Origin of the sequence: Aquabacter spiritensis (assembly GCF_004346185.1) — a bacterium.
Taxonomy (GTDB): domain Bacteria; phylum Pseudomonadota; class Alphaproteobacteria; order Rhizobiales; family Xanthobacteraceae; genus Aquabacter; species Aquabacter spiritensis.
In genome coordinates this window covers 146642-166853 of the sequence record NZ_SMAI01000004.1, presented here as the reverse complement: position 1 = coordinate 166853, position 20212 = coordinate 146642, and the positions used below count along the sequence as shown (strand labels likewise).

Below are 20212 nucleotides of genomic sequence, written 5' to 3'. Positions count from 1 at the left end.
TTGAGAGGCTCCGGCACAGACCGGTGCCGACGCCGGGAGCGTTGCGTCATGAAGATCCTGCTTGGCCTGATCGCCGCCGTCGCGGTGGCGGCGGCTCTCTATGCCGCCGCCACCGTGTTCGCGCCGGTCACCTTCGCCCTGTTCGTGATCGCCATCGTCTGGCCGCTGCAAAGGGGACTGGCCGCCCGCATGCCCATGCCGCTCGCGGCGGTCCTGACCCTCGTCGTCACACTCGGTGTGATTGCCGGCATCAGTTCTTTGGTCGTCTGGGGCTTCTCCCATGTCGGCCAATGGGTGTTCCTGAATGCCGCACGGTTCCAGACGCTGTATGGTGAGGCGGCGCTCTGGCTCGACGGGCACGGTTTGGTGCTCGCCGGAACGCTTGCCGAGCATTTCGACGTGCGCTGGATGCTGCGGGCGTTCCAGGACGTTTCGAGCCGGCTGAACGCCTTCGGCAGCTTCATGGTGGTGACGCTCGTGTTCGTCATTCTCGGCCTGCTCGAAGTCGATGCGGTCCAGAGCCAGCTCGAAAGCCGGCGGCGGCGCGGCGGCGGCAGCTTTCTGATCGCGGCCGGCGCGGACATCGCCGAGAAATTCCAGATCTACATGGTGGTGCGGACGCTGATGAGCGTCGCGACCGGCGTGGTGGTGTGGGGCTTCACCTTGGCCTCGGGACTGGAACTCGCGCTGGCCTGGGGGGCGATCGCCTTCGCGTTCAACTATATCCCCTTCATCGGCCCGCTCATCGCCACCCTCCTGCCGACGCTGTTCGCGCTGGCCCAGTTCGAGTCCTGGGAGATGGCGGCATTCGTGTTCGTCTCGCTGACGATCATCCAATTCCTCTCAGGGTCCTATCTGGAGCCCCGCATCACCGGGGCGCGGCTCGCCGTCTCGCCCTTCATGGTTCTGTTTGCCGTGTTCTTCTTCGCGTTTCTGTGGGGTCTGCCGGGGGCGTTCATCGGCGTGCCGATGCTGATCGCCGGCCTCACCTTGTGCGCGCACCATCCCGCGACGCGCTTCATCGCCGACCTTTTCTCCGGCAATCCCGCGCCGCCGGACCCGGCCGCCCCGGACGGGGCCGCGCCGGACGGTGCCGCGCATTGAGCCGGGCCGAGGCCGAGCGCCGATGCGCCGGGGCCGTCAAAGCCGGGCGATGAGCGCCATCGCGGCGGCCGGCGCCCGCTCCTTGGCGCCGTTGATCATATAGAGGAAGACGTCACGCGCCCCCTTGTGCGCGGCACTGCGCGCCGCCGTCGCGCCGTAAGTGGGCAGGCCCTCGGCCGCCGCACCGGTTTCCCAGCCCCGGGCCCGGTCGCGCCAGAGCCCGAGCGCGGCGTCGTCATAGCCGGTGGCGATCTCGGCCTTGGCGTCCTGCAGCCGGGCATAGACGAAGTCGGCGGTGAGGTCGCCGAGCGCCGGATAATCGGGGCTGTCGGCGATCACCACCGCCACCGCGTGCTTGCGCGCGAGGGCGACGAATTCGGCGCAGCAGAAGCTCTCGTGCCGCACCTCGACCGCATGGCGCAGACGGACACCCCCGACCTGGTCCGGCAGCAGCGCCAGGAAGGCGCCGAAATCGTCGGGATCGAACCTTTTGGTCGGCGCGAACTGCCAGTTGATCGGTCCGAGCTTGTCGCCGAGCTCGACGAGGCCGCTGTTCACGAAGGCCGCGACGCTGTCGCCGGCCTCCGCCAGCACCCGCCGGTTGGTGGCGTAGCGCACCGCCTTCAGCGCGAACACGAAGCCGTCCGGCACCTGGTCCGCCCAGCTGCGGAAGGTCTTCGGCGTCTGGGTGCGGTAGAAGGTGCCGTTCACTTCGATGGTCGTGACGGCGCGGCTGGCATAGTACAGCTCGCGGGCGTGCTTCAGCCCTTCGGGATAGAAGGTCCCCCGCCAGGGTTCGTAGGTCCAGCCGCCGATTCCGACGCGAATGGTCATGATCGCTCCTCCTCAGCCGAGCGGCAGGACGTTGGAATATTTCACCTGCTCCAGCGCGAACGAACTCTCGATGGAGGCGATCCCTTCGAGCCGGGTGAGCTTGGTCTTCAAAAAGCGCTCGTAGCTTTCGAGGTCCGCCACCACCACCCGGAGCAGATAATCGCGCTGCCCGGTCATGAGATAGCATTCCAGCACTTCCGGCCAGCGCCGGATCGCCGCCGAAAAGGCGTCGAGCGCCTCCTCGCGCTGGCGCTCCAGCTTGATCGAGACGAAGACCGAGACCGGGAGGCCGGCGGCGCGCTGGTTCAGCACCGCGACATAGCGCGCGATCAGGCCCGAGGCTTCGAGCGCGCGCACCCGCCGCAGGCAGGGCGAGGGCGAGAGGCCGACCCGCGCGGAGAGGTCGGCGATGCTGATCCGCCCGTCCTCCTGGAGCAGAGCGAGGATCTTCCGGTCGATGGCGTCGATCTGCATGATTCCGCTCAGATATGGGAAATATACGGCAGGATAGTGCAGGACGGGCCGCCACACAGCCCGATTTCGACGAAAATCGCCTCCACGGCGCGGCTATGATGCGGCCGGGGCGACGCCCCAGGGAGAGCCGGACATGGCCGCGCAGGACAAGACAGCCGACATCGAAATTCTCGCCGAGCTGGAGCGCAAGGTGCTCTGGCTCGCGAGCTGGACCATTCACAACGCCAACCATCTGCGCGAGAGCGCGGACGGGCTGAAGGTGGGCGGCCACCAGGCCTCCTCGGCCTCGCTCGCGACCATCATGACGGCGCTCTATTTCCATGTCCTGCGGCCGCAGGACCGGGTCGCGGTGAAGCCGCATGCCAGCCCGATCTTCCATGCCATCCAATATCTGCTCGGCAACCAGACCCGGGCCAAGCTGGAGGCGTTTCGCGCCTATAAGGGCGCGCAATCCTATCCCTCGCGCACCAAGGACACCGACGACGTCGACTTCTCCACCGGTTCGGTCGGCCTCGGGGTCGCGCAGACCCTGTTCGCCAGCCTCGCCCAGGATTATGTCCGCGCCCACGGGCTTCTCGGCGCACGGCCCGAGGGGCGGATGATCGCTTTGGTGGGCGATGCCGAACTCGACGAAGGCAATGTGTTCGAGGCCCTGCTGGAGGGCTGGAAGCACGATCTGCGCAACACCTGGTGGATCGTCGACTATAACCGCCAGAGCCTCGATGCGGTCGTCCGCGAGGGGCTCTATGAGCGCTTCGTCGGCATTTTCGAGGCGATGGGCTGGCAGGTGGTCGTGGTCAAATACGGCACGCTGCAACAGGCCGCCTTCGCCGAGGCGGGCGGCGACCGGCTGAAGGCCTGGATCGATTCCTGCCCGAACAGCGAATATTCCGCCCTCACCTTCCAGGGCGGCGGCGCCTGGCGCAAGCGGCTCATGGACGATCTCGGCGACCAGGGTGACGTCTCGGCGCTGATCGCCCGCCGCTCGGACGCGGACCTCTCCGCGCTGATGACCAATCTCGGCGGCCACGATCTGCCGGCCTTGATCGCCGCGTTCGACGGCATCGACCACGACCGGCCGGTCTGCTTCCTCTGCTACACCGTCAAGGGCTTCGGCCTGCCGCTCGCCGGCCACAAGGACAATCATGCCGGGCTCATGACGACGGCGCAGATGGACCTGCTGCGCACCGCCATGGCTATCCGCCCCGGCCGGGAATGGGAGCCGTTCGAGGGTCTTTCGACCCCCGCCGGAACGCTGTCCGATTTTCTAGCCCGCGTGCCGTTCCGCGCCGGCGGATCGCGGCGGCTTTCCGATCCGGCCCTGCCGGTGCCCGCGCTCGCGCCCCCGCCCAACGCGACGCTCTCGACCCAAGCGGGCTTCGGCCTCATCCTCCAGGATCTCGCGCGCGGCAACAGCCCGCTCGCGAACCGCATCGTCACCACCGCGCCGGACGTCACCGTCTCGACCAATCTCGGCCCGTGGGTGAACCGGCGCGGCCTGTTCGCCGAGCGCGCGCTCGCCGACGTGTTCAAGCGCGAGCGCATTCCCTCGACCTACAATTGGGACTTCTCGCCGAGCGGGCAGCATCTCGAACTCGGCATCGCCGAAATGAACCTGTTCCTGATGCTGTCCGCCTTCGGTCTCTCGCATTCCTTGTTCGGCGCGCGGCTGATCCCGGTCGGGACGCTGTATGATCCCTTCATCTGCCGCGGCCTCGATGCCCTGAATTACGCCTGCTATCAGGACGCCCGCTTTATCCTTGTCGCCACGCCTTCGGGCGTGACTCTGGCCCCCGAGGGCGGCGCGCACCAATCGATCTCGACGCCGCTCATCGGCATGGCGCAGGACGGGCTCGCCGCTTTCGAGCCGTGTTATGTCGACGAACTGGCGGTGCTGATGGGCTTCGCCTTCGATTATGTGCAGCGCGACGGGGCCGGCGTGGCGGACGAGCGCAATTGGCTGCGCGACGAGACCGGCGGCTCGGTCTATTTCCGGCTGTCGACCCGCGCTTTGGAGCAGCCGAAGCGCACCCTGTCGGACGATCAGAAACGCCACATCGTGGACGGCGCCTATTGGCTTCGCCCGCCGGGGCCGAATTGCGAGGTGGTGGTCGCGGTCCAGGGCGCCGTCACGCCCGAGGCCATCGCGGCGGTCGGCATGATGGCGGAGGACCGGCGCGATATCGGCCTCCTCGCCGTCACCTCCGCCGACCGGCTCAATGCCGGCTGGACCGCGGCATCGCGGGCGCGCGAGCGCGGCCGGTCGGAAGCGGAAAGCCATGTCGAGCGGCTTCTCGCGCCCTTGCCGCGCCATTGCGGCCTCGTCACCGTGCTCGACGGCCATCCCGCCACCCTCGGCTGGCTCGGCTCCGTGCACGGGCATCGGGTGCGGGCGCTGGGCGTGGAGCATTTCGGCCAGACCGGGACGCTGCAGGACCTGTACCGCCACCACGGCATCGATTCCGCCGCCATCGTCGCCGCGGCCCAGGCTGTGGCGCCCGGGCGCCCCATCCGGCACCTGCGGGCGTTGTGAGCCCCCGCCGGCCTGGACTTCGCCGCGTCCGCCAGGTCGGCGGCGGGGTCGACCGATCGGGATCGCCCCGGAGAAGGCCGCCTCGCCCAAGCGCGGCGGCCTGGCCGGTGAATCGACCTTTTATCCTTGATAGAGAGGGATTTAGCGATAGATTGCGAGGCAATTGATCCGTGCGTGCGCCAGACGGACGCCAATAAGATCATATGGGAGGAGTGCGGTATGCGGCTGATCACCTTCAAGGTTGCGGGCGGCGCGCGCCTCGGCGCACAGATCGACGGAACCGTCGTCGATCTGCAGGCGGCCGATGGCGGCACCGACGGCCTGTTCGCGGACATGCTGAGCTTCATCCGGTCCGGCGCGGCCGGTCGCGCCCGGGCGGAGGCGGCCATCGCCTCCGGGAAAGCGCGCCTTCCGGCGGCCGACGCGCCGCTCCTGGCCCCCCTGCGCCCCTCCACCATCCTGTGCGCGGGCAGCAATTACCACGCCCACAATGCGGAAAAGAAAGATTCTCCCACCAGCGGCAAGGAGCCGGAATTCTTCGTCAAGACCGCCGATTGCGTGGTCGGCCCCGACGAGCCGATCCTGTTCGACGAACGCCTCACGCGGAAGCTGGACTGCGAGACGGAACTCGCCGTGGTGATGGGCACGCCGGGCCGGCACATTCCGGTGGCGCGCGCGCTCGACCATGTGTTCGGCTACACCATCGTCAATGACGTGACCGCCCGCGACCGGCAGGTCCGCACCAACGAACAGGGCTTCACCTGGTATGAGCTGGGCCGCGGCAAGGCGTTCGACACCAGCGCCCCGCTCGGCCCCTGCATCGTCACCGCCGACGAGATCGGCGACCCGCAGAAACTGGATCTGAAGACGCGCATCAATGGCGACCTGCGCCAGTCCAGCAATACCGCGGACATGATCTGGAGCTGCGCCGAGCTGATCCATTTCTTCTCGATCAACTTCACCCTGCAGCCCGGCATGGTCATCATCACCGGCACGCCGGCGGGCACCGCCTGGTCCACCGACACGGAGCTGGGCGGCAAGTGGCGCAATCTTCCCGGCCTCGTCCCGGCGACCCGCTATTGTTTGCCGGGCGATGTCGTGGAGTGTGACCTCGAAAAGATCGGAACGCTCCGCAATCCCGTCGCCGGCGCCTGAGCCGGCGAGACCCATCCGCCATAGGACCGCGTCGCACCGCGGATCATAAAACGTTCGATATCAAAGAATTACTGCCTTTCCGATCCTGTCGGCTCGACAGGATCGGATCGACCTCGCGGCCTGCGGTCTTTCGGACCGAGGGCCGTGACGGCCTAAGAGGAAGACGAACGAAAAGACGAAGACCAACGACAAAATAAAACGAGGAGAAACGCCAATGGATCGCCGAACTTTCCTTCAGGGGTTGGGGGCCCTTCCCCTTGCCGCCGCCCTGCCCGGACTGATCTCCGGACCGGCTCTCGCCCAGGCCGCCTGGCCCACCCGTTCCGCCACGATGATCGTCCCGTTCCCGCCCGGCGGGCAGGCGGACCTCGCCGCCCGGCCCATGGCCAATGCCTTGACCACCATTCTCGGCCAGACGGTGGTGGTGGAGAACAAGGGCGGCGCCGGCGGCGCCATCGGCAACAGCATGGCGGCGAAGGCGGCGCCGGACGGCTATACGATGCTGATGACGCTGTCGTCGCTGGCCGTTCTGCCGGAGGCCGCGCGGCTTGCCGGCCGCCAGCCGTCTTATGAGATGAGCCAGCTCCAGCCGATCGCCCGCGTGCTCGCGGACCCCACCGTTCTGGCGGTGCCCGCCTCCGCGCCGTGGAAGAATGTGGCGGAGCTGGTGGCCGACGCCAAGGCGAATCCGGGCAAGATCCAGTACGGATCCTCCGGCCTCTACGGCACGACCCATGTCTCCATGGCGATGTTCACCACAGCGGCCAAGATCGACTTGCTGCACGTGCCTTACCAGGGCGGCGGCCCGTCGCTGACCGCCCTCGTGTCGGGCGAAGTGCAGGCCATCGCCTCCGCGCCGGGTCCGCTGAAGCCCTTCCTGGACAAGGTGCGCGTGCTGGCCTGCTTCGGCGCCCAGCGGGCCCCGGCCTTCCCGAACGCCCCGACCTTCCAGGAACTCGGCTACAAGGATGTCGAATTCTACATCTGGGCCGGCCTGTTTCTGCCGGTGGGCGTGCCCCAGCCGGTGCAGGACAAGCTCGGCGCCGCCGCGAAGGCCGCCATCGAGTCCCCCGACGTGGTCCGCATCCTGGAGAATGCCGGCAGCCCGCCCGCTTACATGGATGCCGCCCAGTTTTCGGCCTTCGTGGCCGCCGACAGCGCCCGTCTGGTGACGGCGGTCAAGGCCATCGGCAAGGTGGAGTGAGCCCGCGCGGCCCGCGTCCGCGCGGGCCGCCGCCTGTCCGCACGCGGCTCAGGCCGGCCCGACCGGTTCGAGCCGGGTGGGCCGGGGCTCGCCGGGCGCGCCGCCGTCCGGGGGCCGGAGGGCGACACTCAGCGTTCCGTCGCTTTCCAGGATCACGCTGCGCGCCTCCGCGATCGCCTGCCCCCCGGCGGCGCGCACCGCGCTCAGCGCTTCTCCTTCCGTGATGCGCTCCCGCCGCATCGCCCCGGCGCAGAAGCGCCCGTCCCGCACCAGCAGCGCCGGCTCCGACCGCACCGCATGGGCGAAGGCGGGCGAGCGGACCGAGAAGAAGCTGACGGCGAACTGCATCCCGATCAGCAGGGCCAGACACAGCGCCCCCTCCGCGAGCGCGACCGATTCCTGCAGCAGGATGGTCGCCAGCGTCGACCCGAGCGCCACCGTGACGACGAGATCGAACGCATTGAGCTTGGCCAGCGTCCGCTTGCCGGACAGGCGCAGAAAGGCGACCAGGGTGACATAAGCGAGAATGCCGACGAGCAGGGTGCGGACCAGGCCTGGCCATCCCTGGAACAGCATGCTGGCGATATCCATGGCGCGCCTCCGTCCGGATCGAGATCGGGGTGAAGCCGGCGTGCGACGCCCCGCGCGCCGCGCAAATGGCTGCGCCCCTCCGTCAACAGCTTCCGAACGCGCCGGAGGTTCCAGCGGCGACCGGCTTTGATCCGATCGAACGTCGATCGCGCGGCGGCAGAGAGAACGGCCGGGTCTCTCAGCCCGCCGGCACGCCTTGCCCGAAGACCGGCTCGAGGGACGGCATCAGCGCCGGGCGGCGGATCGGGGCGGGGCGGTAGAGCTGCTTGGTGGCCTCGACCACGAGGACGCCGCCGAACGGCAGCGAGAGGCTGCCGCCCGCGCGCTCCCAGGCGGTTGCCGTATTGAGCAGCCAGCGCGAGGAGACCGGCGGGAAATAGAGCGCCTCGTGCCAGCCCACCGGGGTGAACAGCGCCTCGCGCAGCAGCCGCACGACCTGCCCGCGCGAAAACGGCCGGCCATTGCCGAACGGCGTCGTGTCGAGACGCGCCCAAACGCCGCGCCGGTTCGGCACGACGGCGAGCAGCCGACCGCCGGGCGACAGAACGCGCCAGATCTCGCGCAGCATCCCGGCCGCGTCCGGGGTCATTTCCAGCAGATGGACCGCGATCACCCGGTCGATGCACGAGGTCGGCAGCGGCAGCGCCCCCTCGTCCGCCAGAGCGGCGAGCGTCGGCCCGGAGGAGGGCCACCGCACGACGCCTTGCGCCGCCGGCATCAAGGCGACGCACCGTTCCGCCTCCTCGCGGAACACGCCGAGATACGGTGTCGCATAGCCGATACCGAGGAGGCTGAGGTCCCGCACGTCCGGCAGGCGCGAGCGGATCGCCCGGCTCAGCAGCCGGCGCGTCACGACGCCGAGCGGCTGGGCATAGAAGCTGCGCAGATCGACGACATCGAGGAACATGGCCTTCCCTTCCGGCCTTCCTATAGCACGACGCAGCGACGAGATGAGGCCTTGCTCCGCTCGAAAGGCGTGCTACTCAGGGTCCGATCGCCGTACGGAGAAGCGAAATGGCCGTCGAGATCCGGGTTGTTCCCTGCCTGAACGACAATTATGCCGTGCTGCTGCACGATCCCGTCGCCCAGGCCACCGCCGTCGTCGACGTCCCGGAAGTGGCGCCGGTGCTCGCGGCGATCGAGCGCGAGGGGTGGACCCTCACCCATATCCTGGTCACCCATCACCATGCCGACCATATCGACGGCGTTCCCGCGCTGAAGGCGCGGTTCGGCGCGACGGTGGTCGGACCCAAGGCGGAAGCTGCGACCATTCCCGGCATCGATGTCGAGGTGGTGGACGGCGATCCCGTGGCCGTCGGCGGGCTGGTCGGCCGCGTGATGGAGACGCCGGGCCACACCGCCGGCCATGTGGTCTATCTGTTCGAGGACGAGCATCTGCTGTTCGCCGGCGACACGCTGTTCGTCATGGGCTGCGGCCGGCCGATCGAGTGCGACGCGCCGGTCCTGTGGAAGTCGCTGCAGCGGCTGCGCACCCTGCCGGACGATCTGGCGGTCTATTGCGGCCATGAATACACGGTTTCGAACGCCCGCTTCGCCGCCAGCGTCGATCCCGACAATGGCGCGCTTCAGGCGCGGCTCGGCGAGGTGCAGGCGGCGCGAAGCGCGGACCGGCCGACCATTCCGACCATGCTCGGCGACGAGAAGCTGACCAACCCGTTCCTGCGCGCCGACGATCCCGGCATGGCGGAGCGTCTCGGGCTCGGCGAGAGCGATGCCGCCGCGGTGTTCACCGAATTGCGCGCCCGCAAGAACGTGTTCAAGGGCTGAGCGCATGTCCGGGCTGGGCGCGGGCGGCCTTTCGGCGGGCGACCTTTCGGCGGCGGAGGTGATCGCGCTTCTCGGCCTTTCCCCTCACCCCGAGGGCGGGCATTTCCGCGAGACGTTCCGCGAGACGGGCGTGGACGGCGCCCGCGGCGCCTCCACGGCGATCTATTTCCTTCTCGCGGCCGGCGAGCGCTCGCACTGGCACCGCGTCGATGCGAGCGAAACCTGGCATTTCTACGCCGGCGCGCCCCTGCGCCTGTCCATCGCGCTGCCGGACGGCACCCGCGCCGACCACCTTCTCGGCCCGGATCTCGCGGACGGACAGCGGCCCCAGGCGGTGGTCCCGCCCTTCGCCTGGCAGGCGGCGGAAAGCCGGGGCGTCTGGACCTTGGTCGGCTGCACGGTGGCGCCGGCGTTCGATTTCGCCGGCTTCGAACTCGCCCCGCCGGACTGGTCGCCCGACGCCGGTTGATCGGGTGTCTCCGCTCAGGAGCGCAGCGGCGACCAAGCGGGGTCGGAGGCGTAGCTCGGGGTCGGCTCGCGCAATTCGTTGTAGCCCGTCACGTCGATGGTGAAGAGGCTCGGCCCACCGGCGCCCGGCGGGTCGCGGAAGAACATGAGGACCCGCCCGTTGGGCGCGAAGGTCGGCCCCTCATTGTGATAGCCCTCGGTGAGAACCCGCTCGCCGGTGCCGTCCGGCTTCATCACGCCGATCGCGAACTTGCCCTCGGACTGGCGGGTGAAGGCGATCACGTCGCCGCGCGGCGACCAGACGGGCGTCGAATAGCGCGCATTGCCGAACGAGATGCGCTTGGCCCCGCTGCCGTCGGCATTCATGATATAAATCTGCGAGGAGCCACCGCGGTCGCTCTCGAAGCAGATCTGCCGGCCGTCCGGCGAATAGCACGGTCCGGTATCGATGGCGGCGGTGTCGGTGAGCCGCGTCGTCGCCTTGGACCGCAGATCCATCACGAAAATGTTGGAATTGCCGCCCTGCTGGAGGCTCATGATCACCTTCTGCCCGTCCGGCGAAAAGCGCGGGGAGAAGCTCATTCCGGGGAAATTGCCGACGATCTCGCGCTGCCCGGTCTCGATATTGAGCAGATAGACCCGCGGGTCCGACCGCCAATAGGACATATAGGTGATTTCCTGGCTGGTCGGCGAGAAGCGGGGGGTCAGGACCAGATCGTCGCCGCGGGTCAGGTAGCTCACATTGGCGCCGTCCTGGTCCATAATGGCGAGCCGCTTGATCCGGCGGTCGGCCGCGCCGGTCTCGTCCACGAACACGATGCGGGTGTCGAAATAGCCCTTCTCGCCGGTCAGCCGCTCATAGATGGCGTCGGCGATGATATGGGCGACGCGGCGCCAATTCGCGGGCTGGGTGAAATATTGCTGGCCGAGCAATTGCTGGCCGGCAAACACGTCCCACAGCCGGAACTCCACCTTCAGCCGCCCGTCGCCCTGGGCCGCGACGCGCCCGGTGACGAGGCCCTGGGCATTGATCGAGCGCCAATCCTGGAACCGCGGGGCGAGATCCGGATTCTGGATCTTCTCGATGAATGCCTTCGGATCGATCGGCGCGAACAGGCCCGAGCGCCGCAGGTCGGCGGCGATCACGCCGGAAATCGCGCGGCCCTGCTCGGGGTCGCCGACGAAATCGGTGACGGCGATGGGGATCGGCTGCGGTGCGCCCGACTGGATGTCGATGCGCAAAGCGGCGCGTGCGGGGCCGGTGGCGAGAAGGCCGCCCGCGGCGCCTGCCGTCAGGAGGCGGCGGCGCGTCAGCACAATGAGGGAGCGATCGGAGGCTTTGGTCACGAAATCCTCTTCTTGTCTCGCGCCGCCCGAACCCGGAATGCCGGGCACGACGGCCGTACGGGTCGGCGCAGCGTCCCCGCGGGGGACGTCTAAGCTCCCCCGAACATGTTGGGATAGAACCGCGACTGGATCGACCGCCATTGGTCGTACGTCTCGGCCCGGAACATCGTGTAAGGCTGGCACTGGATCAGCGCGCGGACCGCGCTCGAAACGAAGGCCTGGAAGACAGGGGTCTGATCGGGCGTCAGCGCCGGGCCCTCGACGATCGTCGGAGTCGCCGCGAGCGTGCCGTCGCGGTTCAGGTTCAGCTCGATATAAGCGAAAATCCGGTCGTCATTGATATGCGGCATGCGCCAGCATTGACGGACTTTCTCCCGGAACGCGTCCTGCTCGGACAGGCTGACGGCGGCGGCGTTGCCGCGCGGCGCACCGAAGGAGGCGTTCGGCGAGAGCTGCGAGCCGGTCGCGGCGGCGCGCTGCGGCGTGCGCTTGTCGAGCAGCGCAGCGATCTTGTCGGCGTTGAACGCCTGGTCGGTCGGCGGCCGCTGCTCGGCCACTTTGGGCGGCGGCGGCGGCTTCTTGGGCGGCATCGGGGCCGGCTGCGCCTGCTGCTGGGGCTTGGGATCGGGATCCGCCTTCAGCGCCTCGTCCGCCTGCGGCGGCGGCGGCTCGGCTTTGGGCGGGGCCGGCGCGGGCTTCTGATCCTCGGCCTTGGGCTGGGGAGGCGGCGGCGGCGGGGGGGGCGCCGCCGAAGTCGGGGCGACCTCCTGCTTTTCCGTCACCTTCAGGGCCGGATCGGGGGTCGGCTTCTCGGCGTCGATCTTTTCGGCGACGGTCTTGGGCGGCTCGTCCTTCTTGCCGGTCTCCGCCCCCTTCGTGACCTTGGAGACGTCCGCGGCGGACACCACTTCGACCGGAATCGTATCGACCGGCGTGTCGAACGGCCGCGGCGAGGCGAACGTCGCCAGCGCGAGGACGAGAACGCCCCCATGCAGCACGGTCGAGGTGATCAGCCCGGCGCGCATCCCGTTCCTTCTCAGCCCCCCTGGTCCACTTCGGTCACGAGGGCGACGCGTTTGAAGCCCGCCCCGGACAGCCGCCCCATGACCCGCATGACCGTTCCGTAGTCAACTTTGCGGTCGCCGCGCACGAAAATCCGCTCGTCCATGGCGTTCTGGGTCACCGCTTGCAAACGCGGGACCAGATCGGCATAGGCGACTTCGGTCTCGCCGATGAAGATCTGCCCCTTCGCGTTCACCGAGACGGTGATCGGATCCTTGGTCTGGTCCATCGACTTCGCCGCGGTCTGCGGCAGATCGATGGGCACGCCCACGGTGAGGAGCGGCGCCGACACCATGAAGATGATGAGCAGCACCAGCATGACGTCCACCATGGGCGTCACGTTGATCTCGGCCATCACGGCGCGGGCGTGGCGCCGGCGCGAACGCCGGCTCTGCCAGCCGCCTCCGGTTCCCGCGGACATTCCCATGGCGCGTCAGCTCCTCTCGTCGATCTGGCGCGACAGGATGGCCGAGAATTCGTCGGCGAACCCCTCCAGGCGCTGGGCCTGACGGCCCACCTGGGTGATGAACTTGTTGTAGAAGATCGTCGCGGGAATGGCCGCAATGAGGCCGATCGCGGTCGCCAGCAGCGCCTCGGCGATGCCCGGCGCCACCACCGCCAGGCTGGTATTCTTGGAGGCGGCGATCGACTGGAACGCCGTCATGATGCCGATGACGGTGCCGAGCAGGCCGATGAAGGGACCGGCCGAGCCGACCGTCGCCAGCACCAGAAGCTTGCCTTCCAGGCGCTCGACCTCGCGGGCGATGGTCACGTCCATGACCTTCTCGATCCGCTGGTTGAGACCGCCGAGCGAGCGCGTCCCGGTCTCGTAGGTGCGCTTCCACTCGCGCATCGCGGCGACGAAGATCGCCGCCATGGCCTGGTTGGGCCGGCCCGCGAGGGAGCGATAGAGATCCTCGAGGCTCTGGCCCGACCAGAAGACCTGCTCGAACCTGTCCATCTCGCGCTTGGTGCGGCCGAACAGGAGCACCTTGTCGATGATGATCGCCCAGACCCAGACCGAGGCCACGACGAGGCCGATCATGATCAGCTTGACGATCAGGGAGGCCTGGAGAAACAGGCCGAGCAGCGTCACGTTCGCTTGAGCCTCCGGCGCCGCCGGGTCGCCAGCAAAGCCCGGCGACGGGCTGGCGGGCACGGCGGCGGGCGCCTGGGCGCCCGGCGTGGCGGTGACCGGCGCGGTCGGCGCGGCGCGCGGCGCGTTGGGGGCCGACTGCGCGAGCGCGGGAGGGGCCGTCAAAGCGAGAAGCAGCGCCACCAGGGAAAAGAGCTTCGTCAGCGTCATCAGGCCGGTCCTGTCGGAGGTCATCTGTCGGTCCCACTCTCGCCGCGGCATGTCCGTCCGCCACCGCCGCCGGAGATCCTCCCCGGCGGGCGGACGCGGTCGCCGACAGCCCGCCGATTAAGACGACAGGCGTCTTCAACCGGCTGAACCTGTCCAAACTTTGGCGGCAAGCGGCACCTTGCCATGGCCCAAGAACACACGAGCAGGGTTAATGCAGCGTTATCGCTGCGGTGCAATGACGCCATTGGCCGCCATTGCGTCGTCGAGCGTCGCCTTGCGCAGCGCGTCGGGGATGCGGCGCGCGCGCCCCTGGGAGACGAACGCCACCCGCACATTGGCCGAGACCAGCACGACGCCGTCGCGCCGCACGCTCTGGGCGAGCAGAATGGAGGCGCCCTGTACCTCCTTCGACAGCGTCACCACTTCGAGCACGTCGTCGATGCGCGCCGGCTTGAAGAAGTCGAGCTGCATCGATCGCACGACGAAGTGAAAGCCCGGCGCCTCGGCCGCCGCCTCGGCGAACAGATCGCCCTGCACCACGCCGAGCAGCCGCATATAGTCCGAGCGGCCGCGCTCCATGAATTTCAGATAATTGGCGTGATAGACGATGCCGGAAAAGTCGGTGTCCTCGTAATAGACCCGCAGAACGAGGCTGTGCCCGCCGGGGATCAGCCGGCCGGCCAGATGCGGATGCTGCTGGAGTTCGCCGGGCGCCACCGCCCGCTCGCCGGAAATGTCGTTCTTCATGCCACTCCCATGTCAGACCGTGGGGCCATAGAGCACGCGCCGCGCGCGGCAGCGGATCCGCCGGCCGCCCGCAGACGGGCGGAAGACCTACTCCCCCTCATCGAACAGAGGCAAGGCCGTCGGCGGCTGTTGCGGCTCGGCGAGGCCGAGATGCCGGAACGCTCCGGCGGTCAGCATGCGCCCGCGCGGGGTGCGCTGGATGAAGCCCTGCTGCACCAGGAACGGCTCGACGATCTCCTCGATCGCGTCGCGCGGCTCCGACAGGGCCGCCGCCATGGTGTCGATGCCGACCGGCCCGCCGCCATAATGGATGGCGATCATCGAGAGATAGCGGCGGTCCATCGCATCGAGGCCGGCATGGTCGACCTCCAGCGCCGACAGCGCGCGATCGGCGACGGCGCGGTCGATCCGCTCGGCATCGGCGACCAAAGCGAAATCGCGCACCCGGCGCAGCAGGCGGCCGGCGATGCGCGGGGTGCCCCGCGCGCGCTTGGCGATCTCGATCGCCCCGTCCTTGGCGATGCCGATGCCGAGGACCCGCGCGCCGCGCGTCACGATATATTCGAGTTCCTCGACCGTATAGAAGCTGAGCCGGACCGGAATGCCGAACCGGTCGCGCAGCGGCGTCGTCAAAAGGCCGGAGCGGGTGGTCGCGCCGACCAGCGTGAATTTCGGCAGCGCGATCTTCACCGAGCGCGCCGCCGGCCCCTCGCCGATCATCAAATCGAGTTCGAAATCCTCCATGGCGGGATAGAGGATTTCCTCCACCGCCGGGGAGAGGCGGTGAATCTCGTCGATGAACAGAACGTCGCGCTCCTCGAGATTGGTGAGGATCGCGGCGAGGTCCCCCGCTTTGGCGATCACCGGCCCGGAGGTGGAGCGGAAGCCGACCCCCATCTCCCGCGCCATGATCTGGGCGAGCGTCGTCTTGCCGAGGCCCGGCGGCCCGACGAACAGGACATGGTCGAGCGCTTCCTGGCGCACCCGGGCGGCCTTGATGAAGACCTCCAGATTGGACCGCGCCTGCGCCTGGCCGACGAAATCCGCCAGCCGCTGCGGGCGCAGCGTGGCGTCTTCGTCTTCGGTTCGCTTCTCGGGCGTGATCAGGCGGGTGGTCATGGAGGCGGTCGAGAATCCTTCGGACTTGATCGCGCGAGTCTAGGAGGCGATGGTCATCCTGCCTAGGCGCCATCTCTCCCCGTCCGTCAACCCGCCCGGCGCCACGCGGCGCCGGAAATCGAAAAGGTGCTGCGATGGCGACATCCATCCGTCCGTTTCTGATGTTCGAGGGCAAGGCCGAGGAGGCCATGGCCTTCTACGCCGGGCTGTTTCCCGGCAGTTCGGTGAGCGAGATCCGCCGCTTTGGTCCCAACGATCCCGGCCCCGAGGGGTCGATCCTGGTCGCGACCTTCACCCTCGCCGGACAGAGCATCATGTGCTCCGACAGCTTCGTGCCGCACGCTTTCAGCTTCACCCCGTCCTTGTCCTTGTTCGTCGACTGCGAGAGCGTTGACCAGATCGACAGTCTCGCCGGCGCGCTCGCGGAAGGCGGCGCGGTCCTCATGCCGCTGGACGATTATGGATTCAGCCGGCGGTTCGCCTGGGTCACCGACCGCTACGGCGTGTCCTGGCAGCTCAATCTGGCCTGATCATTTCGCCAGTTCCCGCAGACCGAGCCGGATCAGGGTCTCGGCGCTCGCGCCTTCCCCCGCGCCGCGCGCGGCCGCGGCGATCGCGGCGGAGGCCTGAGGGGCGCCATAGCCGAGATTGGTGAGCGCCGAGACGGCGTCGGCCACCGGGCCGGAGGCCCGCGCGGGCGCCTCGCCCGAGAGCTTCGCGACCAGCGGATCGCCGCCGGTCAGCGCCGGCCCCTTGTCCTTCAGCTCGGTCACGATGCGCGTCGCCACCCGCGGGCCGACGCCGGGGGCCCGGGCGATCGTCGCCTTGTCGCCCAAGGCGATGGCATGGGCGAGTTCGCCCGGCTTCAGGGTCGAGAGGATGGCGAGCGCGGTCTTGGCGCCGATGCCCTGGACCGCCTGCAGCAGGCGGAACCATTCCCGCTCGACCTCCGACAGGAAGCCGAACAGGCGGATCTGATCCTCCCGCACGAAGGTCTCGATGAACAGGACCGCCGCCTCTCCGGCCGCCGGCAGCGCCTGGAGGGTGCGCGCCGAACACTGGACGAGATAGCCGACGCCGTGCACGTCGAGCACCAGATGGTCCTCGCCATAGCTGTCGACGGTGCCCTTCAATTTTCCGATCATGACAGCGTCGCCCAGAAAAAGACCAGCGTGGACAGGGCGCCGAGCCCGGTGCGAACCATATGGAGATGGCTCCAGTTTTCGATCAATCGGGCGGTCTCCGCCCCGCCCGCGCCATCCGGGAGCGCCAGCAGGCGCCGATTGGTCGGCATGATCCCGATCATCGTATACGGCCAGTTGGCGCCGATCAGGACGCCGCCGGCGAGAAAGGGCCATGTCCCGGTCGCGAAAAAGGCCGCGGCGCCCAAGATCGCGCCGAGCGCCGCCAGCGTCGCCTGCATCGCGAAGCCGCGGCGATAGGCCGGCCGCCATTGGCGCAATTGATCCGCCGGGGCCAGCGCGCCCCGCGCCGGCTGCTCGACGACATTGATATAGAGCGCGGCCCCGGTGAACAGGCCGGCCACCACGAGAGCAAGCAGTCCATAGATCATCGGCGTCCCCCGCCCGGCCCCGCCGGTACCCCGATTATAGCGCAAGCTTCAGCCGCGCCGCGCTGCCGCGATGATGCGCATGGGTGATCGCCACCGCCAGCGCATCCGCGGCATCCTCGGTCTGCGGCGCGGCCGCCGGCAGGAGCACGCCGATCATCGCCCGGATCTGCTGCTTCTCGGCCCGGCCCGCGCCGACCACGGTCTTCTTGACCAGGAGCGCGGCATATTCGGCGACCGGCAGCCCGGCGAGCGCGGGGACCAGGAGAACCACGCCCCGGGCCTGGCCCAATTTCAGCGTTGAGGCCGGATTCTTGTTGACGAACGTCTCCTCCACCGCCGCCTCGTCGGGCATGAATTCGCGGATGACGGCGGTCAGCCCCTCGTGCAGCCGGGCGAGGCGCGCCGCCATCGGCGCGTCGTCCGGCGGCGAGACGGTGCCGCAGGCGACGTGAACGAGGCGCGTCCCCGCACACTCGATCACGCCCCATCCGGTGCGGCGCAGGCCCGGATCGAGGCCCAGAATGCGAATCACGGTGTGCATGCGCGAAACCTGCGCCGCCGGGCGCCGCCGACCAAGCGCTTCTTTCGCGGCGCGCGGCAGAGGCGGTGGGTCAGGTGCCGGACCGGGCGGCCGGGGCGGCGTTCGCCGACACCACCTTGTCCCATTCGGGCTTCACCGCCACGACGTTCGCCGCCTTGTCCATCGGCGCGGCCACGAAGGCCGCCGCCATCGCGCGCCCGCGATTGAGGGTCGGCTCGTCGGCCCGGCGCACCAGATCGTCGCGCTTGCGGGCGCTGTCGGTATCGCCGTTCGCGGCGGAGACCGCGAACCATTTGAACGCCTCGGCGAAGTCGGTGGTGCCGGAGAGGCCGCGCGCGAAGATCATGCCGAGATTGTGCTGGCTGTCGCGCAGGCCGCGCTCGGCCGCCTGGCGGAACCATTTGATGGCGGCGGCCCAGTCCGGCCGCCCGTCGACGCCCGCGGTGGCGAGCACGCCGAGATTGTGCATCGCCCGCAGATTGCCGCGTTCGGCCGCCCAGGCATAAAGCCGGCGGGCCTCGACATAGTTGCGGTCGGCATATTCGTAGACGCTGCCGAGCTTGTAGGCCGCCGGCACCGAGCCGCGTGCGGCCGCGAGCGCGAGCCATTGCTTGCCGGCGGCGGCATTGGCCTCGACGCCGCGGCCATCGGTGAACCGGGCCCCGATCTCGTAGGCCGCCGCGGGATCGCCCGCCAGCGCCGCGGTGCGCAGATCGTCCGGCACCGCCGGCATCGGCAGGCGCGCCGGGTCCGACGCCTGGACCGGCGCGGGGGTCTGAGCCGACCGGGCGTCAGTCGCCTGTCCGGGCGCGGGCCGGGCGTGCGACGCATTCGGGTAAACCACCTGGAGCACCGTCAGGCCGGCGAGGCCGACCGCCACCGTGAGGACGGCGGCGCGTCCGATCAGGTTCAGGCGCAGCCGGCGGGTCGCCCTGCGGGGCGCATGGTCGATCCGTGAGGCGCGCTCCGCTGCGGCGAGCCAGTCGGCGCGGGTGGCGGGGCCGGGCGCGGCGATCTCGTCGCCGATCGCCGGATCGAAGATCCGCCGATCGAGATCGACAGCCGGCATCAGGCCGGCATCGGGCCAGACATCGTCTTCGGCCTCGGCGGTCGCCCGGCGGCCGCGCGGGGTCGGCGTGCGGCCGGCGAGGTCCTTCAGTTCGAGCTCCAGCTCGCGCACGAGCAGATCCTCGGTGCGGGCCTCGAACGCGCGCTGCCGCGCCTCGAGTTCGGCGAGCCCGCGCTTGAGGCCGAGGACCGCCGGCGCATCGTCCCGCGCCGAGAGGCGCAGCGCCACCGCCTGCACCGCCTCGGCGGAGACGTCGGCGGAGGCGTGCTGAAGATCCTCCATCTGGAGCGAGATCCGATCGAGCGCCTGTTCGATGCCGTCCAGCCGCTCCAGGCGGGCGTCGGAGGCGGCGAGACGCGCGGTCAGAGCGATGAAATGGCGTTCGATTACGTCGACCAGGGGCGCCAAGGCCGCGACCTCGACGCCCGCCCCGTCCTCGATCCGCGCCAGGAGCAGGGCGACCTGCTCGCCGAGCGCCGCCGCGAATTCCTCCGGCAGGGCCTCGATCTCGGCGGAGACGCGTTGCAGACGGGCGTGCAGGGCCTCGAGCTCGCGGTCCATGCGGGCCTGGGTCTCGGCGGCCGCACGGGCGGCGGCGCGCATCTCGTCCGCATAATCGCGCCACGCCGGCGGCGTCCCGTCTGCCTCCGGCTCCCGCAGCTTCACGGCGCGCTCGACGGCGGCGCGCAATTCCGTGGTCTGGAGTTCGAGGCGCCGCAGCGCCACCGGATCGAGCGCCTTGGCGTTCAGAAGGTCGATTTTCCGTCCCAGCGCGACGACGGCGAGCGCGAGCGGGGTCTGCTGGTCCGCTCCGCCCAACCGGTCGAGGGCGTCCCGGATCTGCGAGAGCTGCCGAGCCAGGCCCGGGCTGGTGTCGGCGGACGGCGCGTCGTCGACATAGTCGGCATCCGCTGCGTCAGCCAGCGGCGATCCGGCCCAAGCCTGCGGCACCGGCGCCTCCGGCTGGAACTCCCGCGTGAAGATCGGCCGCTCTTCCGCCCGTCCCCCGGCGTCGCGGCGCATGCGGACCACGCGCTCGCGCAGCAGATCCAGGGCACCGGGCGCGAAGGCGGGCGGAACCCCCTGGGCCGCGCTCGCCGGCATGTCGTCTTCCGCATCGGCGGGATTTCGGCCGAGATCCTGATCGGCTGTGGGAACGGACCGCAGGAGTGTATTGCCCACGCGGACCGGCGTCTGGCTCCAGGCGGACGCGATTTCGCGCTCCATATCGAACGAGGGTTCCATGCCGCTCCCCTGAATCGGAACGCGACGTCGGGTCGAGCACCGCCGCGAATCG

The 20212-nt window shown here is 69.3% G+C and carries 21 protein-coding genes; 7 read left to right on the top strand and 14 right to left on the bottom strand.

The window, feature by feature from the left end; translation table 11 throughout:
* The first annotated feature begins 48 nt into the window (after window positions 1–48).
* Window positions 49–1104, top strand: a complete 1056-nt coding sequence (locus EDC64_RS08885; protein WP_132030928.1) for an AI-2E family transporter — start codon at window positions 49–51, stop codon at window positions 1102–1104.
* A gap of 36 nt (window positions 1105–1140) precedes the next feature.
* Here EDC64_RS08885 and EDC64_RS08880 read toward each other — a convergent pair whose 3' ends face one another.
* Together EDC64_RS08880 and EDC64_RS08875 are read right to left on the bottom strand one after the other, a co-directional pair.
* On the bottom strand, window positions 1141–1938 hold the full coding sequence (locus EDC64_RS08880) for a DUF72 domain-containing protein (protein ID WP_132030927.1): 798 nt from the start codon (window positions 1936–1938) through the stop codon (window positions 1141–1143).
* 12 nt (window positions 1939–1950) lie between these two features.
* On the bottom strand, window positions 1951–2412 hold the full coding sequence (locus EDC64_RS08875; RefSeq protein WP_132030926.1) for an Lrp/AsnC family transcriptional regulator: 462 nt from the start codon (window positions 2410–2412) through the stop codon (window positions 1951–1953).
* Window positions 2413–2545: 133 nt separating this feature from the next.
* Between EDC64_RS08875 and EDC64_RS08870 the strand changes: the two genes are divergently transcribed.
* The 3 genes from EDC64_RS08870 to EDC64_RS08860 all read left to right on the top strand — a co-directional run bounded on the left by EDC64_RS08870 (window position 2546) and on the right by EDC64_RS08860 (window position 7304).
* On the top strand, window positions 2546–4945 hold the full coding sequence (locus EDC64_RS08870; protein WP_132030925.1) for a transketolase: 2400 nt from the start codon (window positions 2546–2548) through the stop codon (window positions 4943–4945).
* Window positions 4946–5164: 219 nt separating this feature from the next.
* Window positions 5165–6100: a fumarylacetoacetate hydrolase family protein gene (locus EDC64_RS08865; protein WP_132030924.1), complete on the top strand. Its 936-nt coding sequence runs from the start codon at window positions 5165–5167 to the stop codon at window positions 6098–6100.
* 214 nt (window positions 6101–6314) lie between these two features.
* On the top strand, window positions 6315–7304 hold the full coding sequence (locus EDC64_RS08860; RefSeq protein WP_132030923.1) for a tripartite tricarboxylate transporter substrate binding protein: 990 nt from the start codon (window positions 6315–6317) through the stop codon (window positions 7302–7304).
* Window positions 7305–7352: 48 nt separating this feature from the next.
* On the opposite strand, the gene EDC64_RS08855 is transcribed toward EDC64_RS08860, so the two are convergent.
* Both EDC64_RS08855 and EDC64_RS08850 read right to left on the bottom strand, forming a co-directional pair.
* Window positions 7353–7895 (bottom strand): DUF421 domain-containing protein, encoded by a 543-nt coding sequence (locus tag EDC64_RS08855; protein WP_132030922.1) that lies wholly within the window; start codon window positions 7893–7895, stop codon window positions 7353–7355.
* 178 nt (window positions 7896–8073) lie between these two features.
* Window positions 8074–8802, bottom strand: a complete 729-nt coding sequence (locus EDC64_RS08850) for a class I SAM-dependent methyltransferase (protein ID WP_132030921.1) — start codon at window positions 8800–8802, stop codon at window positions 8074–8076.
* Window positions 8803–8909: 107 nt separating this feature from the next.
* On the opposite strand from EDC64_RS08850, the gene gloB reads away from it, so the two are divergent.
* Entirely contained in the window at window positions 8910–9683 is a 774-nt protein-coding gene (gloB, locus tag EDC64_RS08845; protein WP_132030920.1) for a hydroxyacylglutathione hydrolase, read from the top strand.
* A 4-nt stretch (window positions 9684–9687) separates the two neighbouring features.
* Window positions 9688–10152: a cupin domain-containing protein gene (locus EDC64_RS08840; RefSeq protein WP_132030919.1), complete on the top strand. Its 465-nt coding sequence runs from the start codon at window positions 9688–9690 to the stop codon at window positions 10150–10152.
* 14 nt (window positions 10153–10166) lie between these two features.
* Here EDC64_RS08840 and tolB read toward each other — a convergent pair whose 3' ends face one another.
* From tolB to ruvB, 6 genes are all read right to left on the bottom strand, one after another.
* Window positions 10167–11471, bottom strand: coding sequence for a Tol-Pal system beta propeller repeat protein TolB (gene tolB / locus EDC64_RS08835; RefSeq protein ID WP_245504627.1), 1305 nt, complete (start codon window positions 11469–11471; stop codon window positions 10167–10169).
* A 116-nt stretch (window positions 11472–11587) separates the two neighbouring features.
* Complete coding sequence (locus EDC64_RS08830; protein WP_132030917.1) at window positions 11588–12523, bottom strand: cell envelope biogenesis protein TolA; 936 nt, start codon at window positions 12521–12523, stop codon at window positions 11588–11590.
* 11 nt (window positions 12524–12534) lie between these two features.
* Entirely contained in the window at window positions 12535–12987 is a 453-nt protein-coding gene (gene tolR, locus EDC64_RS08825; protein WP_132030916.1) for a protein TolR, read from the bottom strand.
* A gap of 6 nt (window positions 12988–12993) precedes the next feature.
* Complete coding sequence (tolQ, locus tag EDC64_RS08820; protein ID WP_245504626.1) at window positions 12994–13866, bottom strand: protein TolQ; 873 nt, start codon at window positions 13864–13866, stop codon at window positions 12994–12996.
* Window positions 13867–14085: 219 nt separating this feature from the next.
* Window positions 14086–14613 (bottom strand): tol-pal system-associated acyl-CoA thioesterase, encoded by a 528-nt coding sequence (ybgC, locus tag EDC64_RS08815; protein WP_132030915.1) that lies wholly within the window; start codon window positions 14611–14613, stop codon window positions 14086–14088.
* An 87-nt stretch (window positions 14614–14700) separates the two neighbouring features.
* Window positions 14701–15732: a Holliday junction branch migration DNA helicase RuvB gene (gene ruvB / locus EDC64_RS08810; protein ID WP_132030914.1), complete on the bottom strand. Its 1032-nt coding sequence runs from the start codon at window positions 15730–15732 to the stop codon at window positions 14701–14703.
* Between the two features lie 134 nt (window positions 15733–15866).
* Here ruvB and EDC64_RS08805 point away from each other — a divergent pair, with 134 nt between their 5' ends.
* Window positions 15867–16262, top strand: a complete 396-nt coding sequence (locus EDC64_RS08805) for a VOC family protein (RefSeq protein ID WP_132030913.1) — start codon at window positions 15867–15869, stop codon at window positions 16260–16262.
* On the opposite strand, the gene ruvA is transcribed toward EDC64_RS08805, so the two are convergent.
* The 4 genes from ruvA to EDC64_RS08785 all read right to left on the bottom strand — a co-directional run bounded on the left by ruvA (window position 16263) and on the right by EDC64_RS08785 (window position 20160).
* The gene (gene ruvA / locus EDC64_RS08800; RefSeq protein WP_132030912.1) at window positions 16263–16877 is read right to left on the bottom strand and encodes a Holliday junction branch migration protein RuvA; all 615 of its coding nucleotides are present in this window, start codon (window positions 16875–16877) and stop codon (window positions 16263–16265) included. It abuts the gene before it with no gap.
* Window positions 16874–17305 carry an anthrone oxygenase family protein gene (locus EDC64_RS08795; RefSeq protein ID WP_132030911.1) on the bottom strand — a complete coding sequence of 144 codons (432 nt, stop codon included), beginning with the start codon at window positions 17303–17305 and terminating at the stop codon, window positions 16874–16876. Before EDC64_RS08795 ends, ruvA begins: the two co-directional genes overlap by 4 nt.
* A 34-nt stretch (window positions 17306–17339) precedes the next feature.
* Window positions 17340–17846: a crossover junction endodeoxyribonuclease RuvC gene (gene ruvC, locus EDC64_RS08790; protein WP_132030910.1), complete on the bottom strand. Its 507-nt coding sequence runs from the start codon at window positions 17844–17846 to the stop codon at window positions 17340–17342.
* A 70-nt stretch (window positions 17847–17916) separates the two neighbouring features.
* Window positions 17917–20160: an SEL1-like repeat protein gene (locus tag EDC64_RS08785; protein ID WP_132030909.1), complete on the bottom strand. Its 2244-nt coding sequence runs from the start codon at window positions 20158–20160 to the stop codon at window positions 17917–17919.
* Window positions 20161–20212: the final 52 nt, after the last annotated feature.